12 protein-coding genes and 1 pseudogene are annotated in these 17326 nt (G+C 71.3%); 6 read left to right on the top strand and 7 right to left on the bottom strand.

The window, feature by feature from the left end; all coding sequences use genetic code 11:
* Window positions 1-57: 57 nt before the first annotated feature.
* Window positions 58-1485 carry an FGGY family carbohydrate kinase gene (locus ACIF83_RS02085; protein WP_399722830.1) on the top strand — a complete coding sequence of 476 codons (1428 nt, stop codon included), beginning with the start codon at window positions 58-60 and terminating at the stop codon, window positions 1483-1485.
* Between the two features lie 51 nt (window positions 1486-1536).
* On the opposite strand, the gene ACIF83_RS02080 is transcribed toward ACIF83_RS02085, so the two are convergent.
* Entirely contained in the window at window positions 1537-2199 is a 663-nt protein-coding gene (locus ACIF83_RS02080) for a DsbA family protein (protein WP_393464824.1), read from the bottom strand.
* Between the two features lie 139 nt (window positions 2200-2338).
* Here ACIF83_RS02080 and pepN point away from each other — a divergent pair, with 139 nt between their 5' ends.
* The 3 genes and pseudogenes from pepN to ACIF83_RS02065 all read left to right on the top strand — a co-directional run.
* Window positions 2339-4918, top strand: coding sequence for an aminopeptidase N (pepN, locus tag ACIF83_RS02075; protein ID WP_393464821.1), 2580 nt, complete (start codon window positions 2339-2341; stop codon window positions 4916-4918).
* Window positions 4919-5125: 207 nt separating this feature from the next.
* Window positions 5126-6163 (top strand): hypothetical protein, encoded by a 1038-nt coding sequence (locus ACIF83_RS02070; protein ID WP_393464818.1) that lies wholly within the window; start codon window positions 5126-5128, stop codon window positions 6161-6163.
* 68 nt (window positions 6164-6231) lie between these two features.
* Window positions 6232-6639, top strand: a pseudogene (locus ACIF83_RS02065) (GNAT family N-acetyltransferase); the annotation flags it as partial.
* On the opposite strand, the gene ACIF83_RS02060 reads toward ACIF83_RS02065, so the two are convergent.
* The 6 genes from ACIF83_RS02060 to ACIF83_RS02035 form a co-directional block, all read right to left on the bottom strand.
* The gene (locus ACIF83_RS02060) at window positions 6589-7956 is read right to left on the bottom strand and encodes a glycosyltransferase (RefSeq protein WP_399723145.1); all 1368 of its coding nucleotides are present in this window, start codon (window positions 7954-7956) and stop codon (window positions 6589-6591) included. The pseudogene ACIF83_RS02065 and the gene ACIF83_RS02060 sit on opposite strands and share 51 nt — an antisense overlap.
* A gap of 151 nt (window positions 7957-8107) precedes the next feature.
* Window positions 8108-9223, bottom strand: a complete 1116-nt coding sequence (locus ACIF83_RS02055; protein WP_393464815.1) for a serine hydrolase domain-containing protein — start codon at window positions 9221-9223, stop codon at window positions 8108-8110.
* Window positions 9224-9317: 94 nt separating this feature from the next.
* Entirely contained in the window at window positions 9318-11072 is a 1755-nt protein-coding gene (locus ACIF83_RS02050; RefSeq protein ID WP_393464812.1) for a TIGR03767 family metallophosphoesterase, read from the bottom strand.
* A gap of 199 nt (window positions 11073-11271) precedes the next feature.
* Complete coding sequence (locus tag ACIF83_RS02045) at window positions 11272-11760, bottom strand: NUDIX hydrolase (RefSeq protein ID WP_393464809.1); 489 nt, start codon at window positions 11758-11760, stop codon at window positions 11272-11274.
* Between the two features lie 9 nt (window positions 11761-11769).
* Window positions 11770-12747, bottom strand: coding sequence for a pyridoxamine 5'-phosphate oxidase family protein (locus ACIF83_RS02040; protein ID WP_399722826.1), 978 nt, complete (start codon window positions 12745-12747; stop codon window positions 11770-11772).
* Between the two features lie 2 nt (window positions 12748-12749).
* Window positions 12750-13196 (bottom strand): VOC family protein, encoded by a 447-nt coding sequence (locus ACIF83_RS02035; RefSeq protein ID WP_393464803.1) that lies wholly within the window; start codon window positions 13194-13196, stop codon window positions 12750-12752.
* 106 nt (window positions 13197-13302) lie between these two features.
* On the opposite strand from ACIF83_RS02035, the gene ACIF83_RS02030 reads away from it, so the two are divergent.
* Both ACIF83_RS02030 and ACIF83_RS02025 read left to right on the top strand, forming a co-directional pair.
* Window positions 13303-13845 carry a CGNR zinc finger domain-containing protein gene (locus ACIF83_RS02030; protein ID WP_399722823.1) on the top strand — a complete coding sequence of 181 codons (543 nt, stop codon included), beginning with the start codon at window positions 13303-13305 and terminating at the stop codon, window positions 13843-13845.
* A 157-nt stretch (window positions 13846-14002) separates the two neighbouring features.
* On the top strand, window positions 14003-17305 hold the full coding sequence (locus ACIF83_RS02025) for a S8 family serine peptidase (RefSeq protein ID WP_399722821.1): 3303 nt from the start codon (window positions 14003-14005) through the stop codon (window positions 17303-17305).
* Window positions 17306-17326: the final 21 nt, after the last annotated feature.

The raw sequence follows: 17326 nt of genomic DNA, 5'->3' as shown, positions 1-17326 counted from the left end.
TCTCGACACCGGCTGAGGCGCCCCCGTAGGCGAACGAAGCCAAAAAAGGGGAACCGCATGTTCGTCGGGATCGATGTGGGCACGTCCATGGTGAAGGCCGCCGCGTTCGACGGCGGGGGGCGCGAACTGGGCGTCGAGGCACGGCCGGTGGGGCTCGACCTGCGCGGTGGGGCCGTGGAGCAGGACATGGAGGAGGTGTATGGGGCGGTCGTCGCCGTACTGGGGGCGCTGACCGCGCGGGTGCCGGAGCCGGTGGAGCTGGCCGGGCTGACCGGGCAGGGCGACGGGGTGTGGCTGGTGGACGGGGCGGGCCGACCGGTGCGGCCGGCGGCCTCCTGGATGGACGGCCGGGCCCATGAACTGGTCGACCAGTGGCTGGCGGACGGCACCTTCGAGACCGTGTTCCGGCGCACCGGCAGCGCGATGTTCCCGGGCTGCCCGGGCCCGCTGCTGGCGTGGCTCGACCGGTACGAGCCGAAGGCCCTGGAGGCGGCCGCTGCGGCCGTCTACTGCAAGGACATGGTGTTCCAGCGGCTGACCGGCGCGGCGCGGGCGGTGACGGACGTGTCGGACGCGTCGATGCCGTTCCTGGACCCGCGCACCCGGTCCTACGACAACCGGGTCGTGGAGCTGCTCGGCCTGACCCACCGCCGGGGCCTGCTCGCGCCGGTCAGCGATCCGGTGGCGACGGGCGCGGCGCGCGGCGCGGGGCTGCCGCCCGGCACCCGGCTGGCGAACGGGCCGTACGACCTGCCGGCCTGTGCGCTCGGCGCGGGTGTCACCGCGCCCGGTGACGGCCTGCTGATCGTCGGTACCTGCCTGGCCGCCCTGGTCGCCACCACGGACCTGGACCTCGGCGGCGAACCGGCCGGCCTGTACATCTCCACCGACCGGCCCGGTCACTGGCTGCGCGCGATGCCCGCGATGGTCGGCACGGCGGCCCTGGACTGGGTGCTGAACACGACGGGCGTGCGGCACGAGGAGGTCGACGCCCTGCTGGCCGCCACCCCGCCGGGCGCCCACGGGGTGCGTGTACTGCCGTACTTCGCGCCCTCCGGCGAGCGCGCTCCCTTCGTGGAGCCCCGGCTGCGGGCCGAACTCACCGGCGTCTCCCTGGAGTCGACGCCCGCCGACCTGATCCGCGCCACCTGCGAGGGGATCGGCTACGCGGCCCGGCACTGCCTGGCGGCGGCGGGCCTGACCGGAACACTTGCGGTGTGCGGCGGCGGAACCCGGAGCCCCGCCTGGATGCGGCTCCTGGCGGACGTGCTGGGCCGCCCGCTGCGCGTGGTCGAGGGCGAGGTGGGCGCGCGGGGCGCGGTGCTGGCGGCGGCCGAGCGGTTCGGCACGGCCCTGGACACGGCGGCCTGGACCGAGCCCACCCGTGTCGTCGAGCCGGACGCGGACCGGGCCGCGTACTACGCGAAGGGGTACGAGGAGCACCTCGGGCGCCTGGCGGAGGCGCGGGAACGGGCCCGGCGCTGACCGGGCCCGTTCGGCAGGGCTCACAAGGTTCAGGACCTACAGGTTCAGGACCTACAGGTTGCTGAAGTCCGGGCCCTTGGTGCGGGTCCGCTTGATCTCGTAGAAGCCGGGGACGGAGGCCACGGCGAGGGTGCCGTCCCACAGGCGGGCCGCCTCCTCGCCCTTGGGGGCGGGGGTGACGACCGGGCCGAAGAAGGCGATCTGCTCGCCGTCGGGGCCCGGGACCGCGATGACCGGGGTGCCGACGTCCTGGCCGACCTTCTCGATGCCCTCCTTGTGGGAGGCGCGCAGCTCGGCGTCGAACTCGAAGTCCTTCTGCTCGGCGTACTCGATCAGCTCGGCGGGCAGGCCGACGTCCGCGAGCGCACCGGCGATGGCCTCCGGCGTCGCGCCCTCGCCGTTGTTGTGGAAGCGGGTGCCGAGCGCGGTGTAGAGCGGGCCGAGGATGTCCGCGCCGTGCTTCTGCCAGGCCGCGGTGACCACGCGCACCGGCTGCCATGCCTTGACGGCGAGCATCTCCCGGTACTCCTCGGGCAGCTCGTCCAGCCTGTTCTCGTTGAGGACGGCGAGGCTCATGATGTGCCAGCGGACCTCGATCTCGCGGACCTTCTGCACCTCCAGCACCCAGCGGGAGGTCATCCAGGCCCAGGGGCACAGCGGGTCGAACCAGAAGTCCACGGGGGTCTTGCCGCTCGTGGTCACGGTCTCGGACATGCGTCTCCTCAGCGGAATGGGCTTTTGAAAGGTCAACATTCCCTTCACCATCCTCATTCCCTGGTGTCCCGTGTCAGGAGTGCGTGGCAGGATCGGTCCTGATCCATCCCATCCAAGCGATCACGAGGGAGTGCCGCCCGTGCCCGGTGAGAATCTGACCCGCGACGAGGCCCGGGAGCGGGCCGCCCTGCTGTCCGTCGACGGGTACGAGGTGGCGCTGGACCTGCGTTCCGCCGTGGGCGACGGGGACGCGGGACCGCGCACGTTCCGCTCGGTGACCACGATCAGGTTCCGCTGCAACGAGCCGGGCGCGTCCACGTTCGCCGATCTGGTCGCCCCGAGCGTGACGTCGGTCACGCTGAACGGGAAGGATCTGGACCCGGGCGAGGTCTTCGACGGCACCCGGATCGCGCTGGACGACCTGGCGGCCGAGAACGAGCTGACGGTCGACGCGCAGTGCGCCTACTCCCGCACCGGCGAGGGCATGCACCGCTTCGTGGACCCCGAGGACGGCGAGGTCTACCTCTACACCCAGTACGAGCCGGCCGACGCCCGCCGTGTCTTCACGAACTTCGAGCAGCCGGACCTGAAGGCGCCGTACCGCTTCGAGGTGCAGGCGCCCGAGGGCTGGACGGTGTGGAGCAACGGCGCCGGCGAACTCACCGACGGCGTCTGGCGGTTCGCGGAGACGAAGCCGATCTCCACGTACATCACGTGCGTGGTGGCGGGTCCGTACCACTATGTGACGGACTCCTACGAGCGGATCCTCGAGGACGGGACGAAGCTGGAGATCCCGCTCGGCGCGATGTGCCGCAAGGGTCTCGCCCCGCACTTCGACGCCGACGACGTCTTCCTGATCACCAAGCAGGGCCTGGACTTCTTCCACGAGCACTTCGACTACCCGTACCCGTTCGGGAAGTACGACCAGGCGTTCGTGCCCGAGTACAACCTGGGCGCGATGGAGAACCCGGGGATGGTGACCTTCCGCGAGGAGTACATCTTCCGCGGGAAGGTGACGCAGGCCTCCTACGAGGCGCGGGCCAACGTCATCCTGCACGAGATGGCGCACATGTGGTTCGGCGACCTGGTCACCATGGTGTGGTGGGACGACCTGTGGCTGAAGGAGTCCTTCGCGGACTTCATGGGCACGTTCGCGAACGTCGGCGCGACCCGCTTCACAGACGCCTGGATCACCTTCGCCAACCGCCGCAAGGCCTGGGCCTACCGCGCCGACCAGCTGCCCTCCACGCACCCGATCACCGCGGACATCCGCGACCTGCAGGACGCCAAGCTCAACTTCGACGGCATCACCTACGCCAAGGGCGCCTCGGTGCTCAAGCAGCTGGTGGCGTACGTCGGCCAGGACGCGTTCCTGGAGGGCGCCCGCCGCTACTTCAAGCGGAACGCGTACGGCAACACGCGCCTCGGCGACCTGCTGTCGGTGCTGGCGGAGACCAGCGGCCGGGACATGTCCGCGTGGGCCCGCTCCTGGCTGCAGACGGCCGAGGTGAACTCGCTGACCCCGCAGGTGCTGCTGGACGCCGAGGGCCGGGTGGCCGAGCTGGCGGTGGTGCAGGAGGCACCGGAGTCGCACCCCGAGGAGCGCCCGCACCGGGTCGCGGTGGGCCTGTACCGCCGTACGCCCGAGGGCGCCCTGGAGCGGTACGCGCGCGTGGAGACGGACGTCGAGGGTCCGCGCACGGTCGTGGCGGAGCTGGCCGGCGCCGAGGCCCCGGAGCTGGTGCTGGTCAACGACGACGACCTGACCTACTGCAAGATCCGCTTCGACGAGACCTCGCTGGCCACCCTGCGCGAGCACCTCGGCGCGCTCACCGACCCGCTGGCCCGCGCCCTGTGCTGGTCGGCGCTGTGGAACCTGACCCGGGACGCCCTGCTGCCGGCGCGGGACTTCGTGGACCTGGTGCTGCGGTTCGCGGGCCGGGAGTCCGACATCGGCGTGCTGCAGATGCTGCACGCCTGGGCGGACTCGGCGCTGGTGCACTACGCGGCCCCCGAGTGGCGGGCCACCGGCGAGGAACTGCTCGCCGAGGGCGCGCTGCGCGAGCTGCAGGCGGCCGAGCCCGGCAGTGAGCACCAGCTGGCCTGGGCCCGGTTCTTCGCCACGGTCGCCGCCGGCGAGACGGATCTGGCGCTGCTGAAGGGCCTGCTCGACGACACGGAGACGGTCGAGGGCCTGGAGGTGGACCAGGAGCTGCGCTGGGCGTTCCTGGAGCCGCTGGCGGCCCACGGGGTGGCCGACGAGTCCGTCCTCGCGGCCGAACTGGCCCGTGACGACACGGCGTCCGGCAAGCGCCACCAGGTCCGCTGCCTGGCCGCGCGCCCGTCGGCGGCGGTCAAGGCGCAGGCCTGGGCGCAGGTCGTGGAGTCCGACGCCCTGTCGAACGCGCTGGTGGAGGCGACGATCGCGGGCTTCGACCGGCCCTCGCAGCGGGAGCTGACGGCGCCGTACGCCGAGAAGTACTTCGCGGCGATCGAGCGGGTGTGGCAGGAGCGGTCGATCCAGATCGGCATGGACGTCGTACGGGGCCTGTTCCCCGGCTTCCAGGACCGGCAGGAGACGCTGGACGCGACGGACGCGTGGCTTGCGGCCCACGCGGACGCGGCGCCCGCGCTGCGCCGGCTGGTGCTGGAGGCGCGGGACGACCTGGCGCGCTCGCTGCGCGCACAGGCGTGCGACACGGCGGCCGCCGGAGCGTGATCCTTGGCCTGAGCTTTCCCGGTCGGTGACCGTTACGGAATTCAGGCAATAGCAGCCGTAACCCCTGGTCCACACCCGATTGGACCAGGGGTTTTCCCTGCCTACTCGGCACCCGAACACGCGTCCTTTAGTACCGCCTTGTCCGCATTCATCGACGGCCGTGTAACAGCGGTTAAAGGAGGGGCGAAGCGCGGGAATCCCGACGCCATGACGCACAACACCCCGCTCTCCCCCCGCCCCCTCCGTCACCTCTCCGAGGTCCACCGCCGTGTTCTGACGGCGGGCCAGCTCCGCTCCCACGGCGTCTCCACGGCCGAGCTGAACGAACAGTGCCGTTCCGGCGGCCCCTGGCAGCAGCTGCTGCCCGGCGTGGTCCTGCTCCACCCCGGCCCGGCGACGAGCGAGGAGCGGCTGCACGGGGCTCTGCTGTACACGGCGCGGGAGTCGACCCCGGGCGTCCCGGCCCAGCCCACGGCCGACGAGCCGCACCGCCCGGTGTACACGGACGCGGTCATCACGGGCCTCGCGGCCCTCACCCTGCACGGGTTCTCCTCCACCCCGCCGCTCCTCTCCCTGGCCCGCGTCGACGTCCTGATCCCGCGCCTGCGCCGGCTGCGCTCCAGCGGGTACGTCCGCGTCCTGCGCACCCCCTCCCTGCCCACCCCCTGCGCGGTGACGGGCCTGCCAGTGGCGCCGGTGCCGCGCGCGCTGGCGGACGCGGTGGCGGAGCTGACGGACGCGGACGCGGTACGCCGGCTGCTGACCGAGGCGGTACGCGCCCGGCACTGCGAACCGGCGGCGGTCGTAAGGGCGTTGACCCAGGCGAAGCTGCTGAACCGCCCGCACGTGGTGGACGCGGTGGACTCGCTGCTGGCCGAGGGCCGGGCGATCGCCGAGGACCGCCTCTACCGGATGGTCGCCGAGTACGGCCTGCCCGACCCGGTCTGGAACGTGGACCTGCGCCTGCCCGGCGGCCCCCACCTCGGCGGCCTGGACGCGTACTGGCCCGAGCAGGCGGTCGCGGTCGAGCTGGACACCCGGGCCCCCCGCCAGGACGACGACGCCCTCTGGTCGGAATACGCGCGCAAGCGCGAGCACTTGGAACGCCTGGGGATCACGGTCGTCTACATCACCCCCAAGAAGCTGCGGGAGTCCCTGGGGCAACAGGCGACGGTGATCCGCACGGCCCTGATGGCATCCGGCGACCGCGACCCGGCCGCCTATGTCGTGGTGCTGCCCCGGTAGTGACGGACCGGGCAGACATCAGGAGGGGAGAGGAGGGGCCACCGGGCCGACGCCGGTGGCCCCTACTCATGCCCAATTCCCGCTGCCCACAGGCGCGTTACTGTGACGAGATGAGCGATGAAGCCGTAGGACTGCGTCCCGCTCGCGAGGACGACCTGACCGTGCTGGAACGGTTCCTGCTGGAGCCGGAGACCGCCGGACCGTTCCAGTGGTACGGCTGGTCGGACCCCGGCCGGTTCCGGCGCCGCTTCGCCGAGAACGGGCTGCTGGGCGAGGACGGCGGCCTGCTGATGGTGGCCGCCGCCGACCCGCTCGGGTTCGTCGCCTGGCGCAAGCGCGTGGTCTCGCCCTCCACCCACTGCTGGAACATCGGTGCCCAGCTGCTGCCCGAGGCCTGCGGGCGCGGGATCGGCACCCGGGCCCAGCTACAGCTCGTCCGCCACCTCTTCGCCCACACCCCCGTGATGCGGATCGAGGCGGACACCGAGGCCGAGAACATCGCCGAGCAGCGGGCCCTGGAGAAGGCCGGCTTCACTCGCGAGGGCGTACTGCGCGGCATCGTCTTCCGGGACGGGAAGTGGCGGGACGGCGTCGCCTACAGCGTGCTGCGCGGCGACCAGTTGCCCGCTCACGTGTGAGGCGTACACCTCGTCGAGCAGCGCGGCGTACGCGGCGATCATCCGGGTGCGGCTGAAGCGCTCGCGGCTGCGTTCCAGGGCGGGGGCCAGCTCGGCGCGGCCCGCGATCGCGGCCGACCAGGCGAGGGCGATCGCGCCGGGGTCGGGCGGGGTGACGAAGCCGTGGCCGGTGACGATCGCCGCGCTGTCGCCGACGTCCGTCGTCACCGGGACGGCGCCGCACATCATGCCCTCGATCAGGCACAGCGGGGCCGCCTCCCCGGAGACGGAGGTCAGGGCGACGACGTCGGAGCCCGCGTAGACGGCCTCCATGTCGTGCCGCACGCCGAGCAGGTGCACCCGGCCGGCGAGACCCGGCTCCCCGGCGAAGGCGGCCTCCAGGTCCGCCCGCAGGGCGGGGTTGGCGTCCGTCATCCCGGCCCCGCACATCACCACGTGGCCGCCGCCCTCGCGGGCGAGCCAGGTCCGGGCGGCCCGGAGGAAGAGCGGGACGTTCTTCATGTGCGCGTACCGGGCCGCGAAGACCACCACCGGGGCGGCGGCAGGGATGCCCAGGGACCTGCGGAACGCCAGCCGGGCCGCCGCGTCCGGGCGGAACCGGAGCAGGTCGACGCCGTTGGGGATCACGTGCAGCAGCTCGGCCGGGATGCCGGCGGCCTCGTAGGCGGACCGCGTCGACTCGGCGCAGCACACGCACGCCGCCACCGTGCCGTCGGCGATCGCCGCCTTCAGCTCGTCCAGGGCGGGGCCCTGGTTCTCGGGGTCGGAGCGGTGCAGGCAGACCACCACCGGGCGGCGGGGCAGCCCGGCCTGGTTCAGGAGGGCGAGCGGCTGCTCCTTGAGGGAGAGGATCACGTCCGCCCCGGCCATGGCCCGGGCGGTTTCGGCCAGCTCCGGTCCGCTGAAAACAGACGCCGCGACCGAGCCGTCCACCAGGCCCGCGGTGCGGCCCAGCGACGTGACGCCGATCTCGCCGGCCGTCAGCGCGCGGTAGCAGTGGTCGTCCTCCATGCGCTGCCTGGTGGCCTCGCGGTGGACCTCACCATGGATGCTGAGTACCTGGTGGGACTGGCCGCCCTCGGCCAGTCCCAGTACGACGTCACTGTGCACGATCCTGGCTCCTCCGGAGAAGAAGCCCTCGTAGACCGACAGCACACGCAGTCCGTGCCTCGTGCGCACACGACCACCCGCCTTGCATAAATGATCGAGAAGATCGAGCCAACCCCGTCCATAGCGGGTTAGCCAAAATGAGGCGGTACGGACATTACGTGCGGGTTAACACAGAACTACGCGAATGAAACGTTGACTAACAGAACTCCCCCTCCACCACGGCGATCATGTCCCCGGTCCAGTCCCCGTTGAAATTGGCGGCCAGGGAGTGACGGCCGTCCGCGGTCGTCACCGCCGCGGAGGCGGAGCCGTGGATGCCGCCGTCGTGGCCCCAGACGTGGACGCCGCAGCTCAGCGTGTAGTCCGCCAGGCCGAGGCCGTACCCGGTGTCCTTCACTGTGGTCTTCATCTCCTTCAGCTGCCGGGGCGGGAGCAGCCTGCCGCGCAGGAGGGCGCTGTAGAAGCGGTCCAGGTCGGCGGAGTTCGAGATCATCTCGCCGGCCGAGGAGGCGATGGCGGGGTTGAGCTTCGTGACGTCGTACGACGGGCCCGTCGCCTCCGTGAACTTCGAGTAGGCACGGCTGCTGGGCCGCGGGACGGTGACCCGCGTGCCGGGGAGGGAGGTGGCCGTGAGGTGCAGCGGGGCGATGATGCGGCGGGTGATCTCGTCGGCGTACGAGTGGCCCGTCACCTTCTCGACCACCATGCCGGCCAGGACGTAGTTCGTGTTGGAGTACTGCCAGGAGGTTCCCGGCGCGAAGTCCGGCTCGTGCTTCATCGCGATCGAGACCAGATCACGCGGGGTGATCGCGTCGTAGCGGTGTGCGTAGAAGCCGTCCTTGGTGAAGTAGGTGCGGCCGAAGTCCTCGTCGGAGGTGTAGTTGTAGATGCCGCTGGTGTGGTTGAGGAGCTCACGGACGGTGATGCGGCTCCCGTCGTGGCCGTGGCCGTGCACCACCCCGGGCAGCCACGTTTCCACCGCGTCGTCGAGCGAGAGCCGACCCTCCGCCTCCAGCTGGAGCAGGACGGTGGAGACGAACGTCTTGGTGATGCTGCCGACGCGGTAGCGGTCGGCCGTCGAGCGCGGCTCGCCCGTGCGGGTGTCGCCGACGCCGGCCGTCGTGGACCAGGTGCCGTGGCTGTCCTTCGCGGTGGCGGTCACGCCGGGCACGCCGGCCTGGACGGCCGCCTCGAGCGCCTTGCGTGTGGCGGAGTGGCCGCCCGTGGCGGGGCCGGCCGCGAACGCCGGGCCCGCCAGGGCCGCCGACAGGAGCAGGGCGGTGGCGCCCACCAGGGTCGTACGTGCGCGCATGTCTTCCCCCAACTGTGCCGTTCGGTTCGGTCGGGGGAAGGGACCTGGTGGTGGTGTGCGAAGGTTGCCTGTCTGTAGGCCGGTTGAGTGAATATCAGCCCTTATTGAGCACCAGTTCGGTGTTCCGGTCGGCCGCTGCGCCGGCGAGGGTCGTCCTGGCGCCTGGGGCGTTGTAGGCCAGCTCGCGGTAGAGGGCCGCGAGGCCGGTCTGGGACAGGTCGGCGAAGTCCGTGCGGTGCGGGGCCGCGGACTCGATCAGGGTGGTGAACAGGGAGATCGTGCCGTCCTTGTTGTCCACCAGCTCGATGATCCGGGCGAGGTGCGGGTAGTCGACGTGCGAGGCGGTGGAGATCTCCCAGAAGGAGCGGCCGCCGGACGCCTGGTGCGGGGTGATGACGTTCTTGTGGATGTGGCCGTTCACCCAGGCCAGCACGTTGGCGTGGGCGGACAGCACCGAGACCACCTCGGCGCCGTTGTGGCGGCGCTCCCCCGGGTGGGCCGGGTCGGGGCGGGTGTTGGTCATCGTCTTGCTGGTGTGGTGGCTGAAGACGACGGCGTAGGAGTCCTTGTTGTCCTTGAGCGTCTTCTCCAGCCACTTCAGCTGTGCGGTGCCGACGGAGCCCTCGTAGTGACCGCCGGCGTCGGTGGTGTCGAGGCTGATGCCGATGACGTCCTCGGAGATGCGGAAGGCGTAGTACTGGGTGCCCGCGTCCAGGTTCGCCGAGGAGTAGCCGTGGCCGACCGGGCCGAGCCCCTGGTGGGCGGGGTCCAGATGGGCCTTCAGATAGTCCGCGGAGGTGTACGGCGCCCGCTTCTCGTCCGGGGTGACCGAGCGCATCGAGCGGGCGTGGGCCTTGAGGAAGTCGCGGTAGCCGACGCCCTTGGGGTCGGTGGCCTGCTTGATGGCGTCCTGGAGCTTCTTGGCCTCGGCGGCGGTGACGTTCATCAGCTTCTTGCCGCCGATGGCCGCCTCGGCAAGGTAGGGGTCGCCGTGGGAGCCGTAGCAGCCGAGCGGGAGGGCGTCGTGGTTGCCGACGGTGGAGTACCAGGGCAGGTTGAGGCCGGGGCTGCGCACCTCGCGGATCGCGGCGGCCAGGAATCCCTTCAGGTACGGGAAGCCGAGCGCCTTGTCGCCGTCGCGGGTGGTGGAGTCGGGCTGCCAGTACAGCTTGAGGCCGCTGTTCTGCACGCCCTCGAAGTGCCGCGGGTCACCGGAGTTGGGGGTGATGCGGCCGCCGCTCATCACCTTCATGAACCACTCCAGTTCGGAGTGGGCGTTGTTGTCGGTGTTGTCGCCGGTGGTCATGACGAAGTGGAGCGGCGAGCCGGTGACGGGGGCGCCGCGCAGCGCGTTGACCCGTTCGACGAGCGAGATGGCGCCCTGCACGGTCAGTGCCTCCTGCGGGCGCCAGGCGTGCGGGTCGGTGGAGCGCAGGTACTCGAGACGCAGCGGGTGCTGGACGTCCTGCAGGTGCAGGTCGGTGAACTGCACGAACGCGGCGAGGGGCGTACGGCGGGAGGCGCGGCCGGACTTGGGGGCCGCCAGCTCGCTGCGCACGACCCGCTTCCAGCCCGCGCCGTCGCCGAGGCGCCGGTAGCCGGAGCTGGTGCGGGGGGCGGCGACGGAGGAGAGGGTGGTGCCCTTGGTGTAGGGCGCGAGTGCGGTCGCCGCGGCGGCCTGCCGGGAGTGGGCGACGGGCGCCTCGGCGGTTCTGGCGGCGGCCTGGCTGTCGGTGGGGCGCAGGGCGTAGCCGACGCCCGCGGAGAGTGAGACCGCCCCGGCGGCGGCGAGGACGGTACGGCGGTGGACCCCCAGTGCGGAGGTGGCGACAGAGCGTATGCGCGACATGGCGCGATCTCCCCGAGTGCGAACGCGTCGGCAGTGGTCGCGGGCGATCGCTCTCGCGAACAACCCGCTCGCTCTGGATGCTTGGCATCGGGGATGACCTGTGCGTGAACACGACAGCAACGCGCAGCGCCGATCACCGTACGTGGATCTCGGGGTAGAGGTGCGGTCACGGAGTCGATTGCGCGCGGCCGGAGGACGGTTACTCCTCGTTCATCTCCTGGGGTACGGGAGGGGCCCCGGGGTCCAGGTGTCCGGCCGCCGGCCGCTCCCGCCACAGCCGCAGCGCCACGTCGACCAGACGCACCCGGTTCAGGCCGGACAGGGCGTCCAGGTCCTGCCAGGCGGCGAAGTCGGTGGAGCCGCCGACCTCGTGGCGGAGTTCACCGCCGGCGATCTCGCCCTCGTAGAGGATCCGCACGCCCTGGTGGTCGGCGAGGCGGCGCAGGCGTCCGCCGCGGAAGACGCGGCTGCTGGAGTCCACGCCGAGCAGACCGGTCACCCGGATGCGGTAGCCGGTCTCCTCGGTCACCTCGCGGCGGACGGTGTCGTACGGGTCCTCGCCGTGCTCCATGCCGCCGCCCGGCAGCACCCACTCCGGGGTGCCGTCGAGGCCCGGCGAGCGGGCGAGCAGGATCTGTCCGTCGCGGACGCACACGGCGTAGGCCGCCACCCTCAGCTTCCGTCGCATGGACGGACGTTAGCGGGTGGGCTCCGGGTTGGCCGGTGAATATTCGGGCGCGGACCAGCGCAGCGGCAGGGCGGCGGGGGTCTCGATCGCCTCGGTGACGGTGAAGCGGACCGTTCGCTCGCCGTCGGCCGTGAACTCGGTGTGCGCCTCGCCGGTGAGTTGCAGCACCGTGCCGGTCGTCCAGTCCAGGAAGAGCAGACCGGCGCGCGGGTCGGTGCGCAGGTTGCCGAGGGTGAGGAACATGGCGTTGCCGGAGTAGTCGGGCCAGCTCAGTTCGTGCGGTGAACGGACCTGTACGAAGCCGGGGTTGCCGCCGCGGTGGCTGACGTCGGCTCCGCCGGGGTGCACGGTGGCCAGGAAGAAGGTGTCGGCCGCCGTGACGAACTCGGCCTGTGCGGGGGTGAGTCGAGTCCCGGTTCGCGGTGTGCCCGGCTCGCGGTCGGCCACCGTCTCGTACGACTCCCGGCGCTGGATGTACTTCGGGCAGTTGGAGAACACCTGGTCGGCCTCGACCGCGAAGCCCCGGGCCGTGGGCCGCAGCCGGCCGTTGAGGCGCATCCGGCGGCGGGTGCGGGGATCCAGGGCGATGGTGCCGATGGCTGCGCCGGGCATGTGCAGGGCCGTGGCGAGGGGGTCGATCAGGTCGTCGTTCGGGTGCCGGCCGTCTGTGGTTGCTCGCGCAGTTCCCCGCGCCCCTTGAGGTCGGCCGTTCTGCCGTCGGCCGGTGAGGGGAGCGGTGTCCACGACCACGGACATCTGGCGGGGACCCGTGGCCCGGACGAAACCGGGTGTGCCGGTGAGGGCGGACGCCCATACCCGGCCCGTCTCCGGATCCGCCGCGCCCACGACCAGCAGAGGCTGGATGTCCAGGAAGGCCGCCGCGACCGGCTTGATGTCCTGACCGAGGGAGCGGCCGACATGGTCGGCGCGGTCCCGGACGCCGACCAGGTCCTGCAGGGCGCGCGAACCGGCGTGATACACGCTCATGGCTAGAAGAAACCGCAGGTCGGAGCGGATGCGTGCGGGGCGGGGGCGGTCTCGGCACCCAGAGGCGCGGAGATCTCCAGGCGGGTGCCGTCCGGGTCGTGGAAGAAGATCCCGCCCGAGGCCGCCCCCTCCCGGTGGGCCACCACGCCCTCGTGGGCGAACTCCACCCCGGCGCCGCGCAGCGCCGTCTCGTACTCCCGGACCCGGTCCACCGAGTCGGCCGTGAAGGCCAGGTGGTGCAGTCCGGCCCGGCCGCCGTCGTACGCCTCGCGCGCCTGCTGCCAGAGGGTGAGGACGGGGCCTTCGCCGCCGTCGCCAAGGAACGCGTAGCGCCGGTCGTCCTCCTTGCCCTCGGCGAGCAGGGTGAATCCGAGGACGTCCCGGTAGAAGGCGAGCGAGCGGTCGATGTCGGTGACGTTCAGGCCGGTGTGGCCGGTGCGCAGAGTCATGGCTCCCCCATCGGGATTTGTAACCGTTGACGTCAGAGTAGAGGGTTAGAGACAGAGGTGCAACCAGTCACGTACTCTTGAGTGGTTAGCCGAGAAGGAGTGCCCGATGTCCGCCGCCCGCGATCCCCGCCCGCTCACCGGTGAGCCCCTCGCCCTCGACCTGATCAACACCCGCTGGAACCGGGAGGGCGTCACCCAGGACCTGCTCGCCGACACCGAGGGGCTCGCGGTGTGGCTCGCGAGCAACGGGCTGGACGGCGCCCACGCGGCCGACGAGGACGTGCTGGTCCATGTACGTCAGGCGCGGGAGGCACTGAAGGCCGTGGTGGACGGGTCACCGGCCGAGGGGGCACCGCTCGTCGACGCCGTCCTCGCGCACGGGCGCATCCGGGCCCGGCTGACCGAGCGGGGGGCGGCCGAGGAGCCCGAGTTCGCCGACCCGGCCTGGGGTCCGGCCTGGCTGGCCGCCCGGAACTACCTGGAGCTGCTGGCACAGGCCCCCGACCGGATCCGCAGCTGCGCCCACGAGACGTGCATCCTGCACTTCTTCGACACGTCCAGGAACGGCACCCGCCGCTGGTGTTCGATGGCCGCGTGCGGCAACCGGGCGAAGGCGTCCCGTCATTACGCCCGCTCCAAGGAAAACTGAGCGAATCCCGAACCAGACGGGTCCAATCCGCTCAAACCCCATCGCGGGTTTTCCCCATACATCCATATCGATTCGGTCAACGGTCCCCAAATTCATGGCCCTTGGGTAAAGCTGTGCCCTCGTCCGGCACTGGATTCTTTACCTACAAGGGATGCCGATGACCCACACCCCCGAGCGCGATCCGATACCCGGCCACAGACGCCTGGCCCGCATAGGCCTGGCCGTGGGCGTGGTGGCCGCTCTCTGTGCGACCGGGCCGATACCCCTGGCCCTCGCCGCGGACGCGCCGCCCGCCACGGCCACCGACCCCGGCGTCAAGTCCGCCCACGACAAGCTCGGTTCGGACGACGCGGACCTGCTCGCCGAGGCCAAGTCGGACGGCGACAAGACCGTCACGATGATGATCGCGACCGCGCCCGGGAAGACCGAGCAGGTCGCCGAGGAGCTGGACGCGGTCAAGGGCGGCTCGGTGGGCCGCGCCTACGACAAGCTCGGCTACGTCCGTGCCACCGTCCCGACCGCCAAGGCGGACTCGGCGATCGCGGCCGCCGCGAAGCTGTCCTCGGTGCACGCCATCGACCTGCGCCAGGAGATCGCGCTCGACGACCCGACGCCGAACGCGGACACCGCCAAGTCGGCCAAGTCCACGACGACTTACCCGGGTCCCGGCAAGGACACGCCCGCCGAGAACCCGTACAACCCGTCCTTCGAGACCGGCGCCGTCGACTTCGTCGACGAGCACCCGAAGGCGGACGGCCGGGGCGTCACCATCGGCATCCTCGACTCCGGCGTCGACCTCGGCCACCCGGCGCTGCAGAAGACCACGACCGGCGAGCGCAAGATCGTCGACTGGGTGACCTCGACCGACCCGATCCTGGACAGCGACGCCACCTGGCGGCCCATGGTCACCTCGGTCTCCGGCCCGAGCTTCGGCTACGGCGGCCAGACCTGGACGGCGCCGGCGGGCTCGTACGGGATCAGCACCTTCAAGGAGTCCGCGACCACCGGCGGCGACGAGAAGGGCGACCTCAACCGGGACGGCGACACCACCGACAGCTGGGGCGTCCTGTACGACGCGGCGGCCGGCACGGTCACGCTCGACCTGAACAACAACCACGACTTCACCGACGACACGCCGATGAAGCCGTACAAGGACGGCTACCAGATCGGCTACTTCGGCACCGACGACCCCAAGACGGACGTCGTGGAGCGGGTGCCGTTCGTCGTGCAGATCCGCAAGGACGTCCCGATGGACCCCTACGGCGGGTCCTGGGTCGGCAAGAAGGCCGACTTCGTCAACATCGGCGTCATCGAGTCCGAGCACGGCACCCACGTGGCCGGCATCACCGCCGCCAACGGCCTGTTCGGCGGCGAGATGAACGGCGCGGCCCCCGGCGCGAAGATCGTCTCGTCCCGTGCCTGCACCTGGACCGGCGGCTGCACCAATGTCGCCCTCACCGAGGGCATGATCGACCTGGTGACCAACCGGGGCGTCGACATCGTCAACATGTCGATCGGCGGCCTCCCGGCGCTGAACGACGGCAACAACGCGCGCGCCGAGCTGTACACCCGGCTCATCGACACCTACGGCGTCCAGCTCGTCATCTCCGCGGGCAACTCCGGTCCCGGCGCCAACACCATCGGCGACCCGGGCCTCGCGGACAAGGTGATCTCGGTCGGCGCGGCCATCTCCAGGCAGACCTGGGCCGCCAACTACGGCTCGCAGGTGGAGAAGCGGTACGCGATGATGCCGTTCTCCTCGCGCGGCCCGCGTGAGGACGGCGGCTTCACGCCGACCCTGGTCGCGCCCGGTGCCGCGATCAACACCACCCAGACCTGGCTGCCGGGCTCCCCGGTCGCCGAGGCGGGCTACTCGCTGCCGGCCGGCTACTCGATGCTCCAGGGCACCTCGATGGCCTCCCCGCAGGCCACCGGCGCCTCCGCGCTGCTGCTGTCGGCCGCCAAGCGGAAGGGCATCGACCTGACGCCCGCCATGCTGCGCACGGCACTGACCTCGACCGCCGACCACATCAAGGGTGTGCAGGCGTACGAGGAGGGCGCGGGCCGCATCAACATCGTGGACGCGTGGGACGCGATCCGCGACGATGCGACCTCGCACGACTACACGGTCAAGGCCCCGGTCGACACCGCGCTCGACCAGGCGCTCAAGACCCCGGGCTACGGCACCGGCCTGTACGACCGCGAGGGCGGCCTGAAGGCCGGCCAGAAGAAGACGTACGACGTCACCATCACCCGTACCTCCGGCCCGGACAAGGCCGTGTGGCACGAGCTGCACTTCGAGAACAACGCCGGTGACACCTTCCGGATCCTCGGCGACGACGTCGTGCGGCTGCCGCTGAACCAGCCGGTGACCGTCAAGGTCCAGGCGGCGCCGCGCTCCGCGGGCATCAAGAGCGCGATCCTGGAGGTCGACGACCCGCGGACCGAGGGGATCGACAAGCAGATCCTCACCACCGTCGTGGTCTCCGCCCCGGTGAACTACACCTACTCCACGTCGGGTTCGGTGCAGCGCAACAGCACGCAGTCGTACTTCCTGAACGTGCCCGCGGGCGCCAAGTCCCTCGAGGTCGCGATGAGCGGCCTGAAGGACAAGAGCCAGACCCGGTTCATCGCGATCCACCCGTACGGCACTCCGGTCGACAACACCGGCACCCCGTACTGCTACAACAACTACCTCGACGGCAACGGCTGCAAGCCGGACGTCCGCTCCTTCGCCGACCCGCAGGCCGGTGTCTGGGAGATCGAGGTCGAGTCGCGCCGTACCTCGCCGCTGCTCGACAACCCGTACACGCTGGACGTGTCCGTCCTCGGCGCGGCCTTCGACCCGGAGACCGTGACCGTGCCCGAGGCCAAGGTCGGCACCCCGGCCTCCGCCTCCTGGAAGGTGACCAACAAGTACGCGGCCCTCGACGGCAAGCTGGTCGGCGGCCCGCTGGGCTCCTCCAAGACGGCCCGCCCGGCGATCAAGGAGGGCGAGACCCAGACCACCACGGTGGACGTCCCGGCCGGCGCCAAGTCCCTGGACGTGGCCATCGGAGGCGTCTCCGACGCGTCCGCCGACCTGGACCTGACCGTGTACGACGCGAGCGGCAAGCAGATCGCGCAGTCCGCGGACGGCGACTCGGAGGAGGCGGTCTCCGTCCCGTCCCCGGCCGCCGGCACGTACACCATCAAGGTCGTGGGCTACTCGGTCCCGTCCGGTTCGACCGACTACAACTACCGGGACGTGTTCTTCTCCTCCACGCTCGGCACCGTCACGGTCGACGACTCGACCCCGGTCAAGCTCGGCACGGGCGACTCGGCCACGGTGACCGGCCAGGTCACGGCCGCCGCCGAGGCCCCCGCGGGCCGCGAGTTCTTCGGCCAGGTCCAGCTGGTGAACGCCCGCGGCACGGTCGCGGGCACCGGCAGCGTGAAGATCGAGAAGGTCACGCCGTAACGCGGTGGGCCTGAGGTGAGG

Source organism: Streptomyces sp. NPDC085866 (assembly GCF_044541035.1).
Lineage (GTDB): Bacteria > Actinomycetota > Actinomycetes > Streptomycetales > Streptomycetaceae > Streptomyces.
The sequence above is the reverse complement of the archived record's forward strand: the minus strand, read 5'-3'. Positions and strand labels throughout refer to the sequence as shown.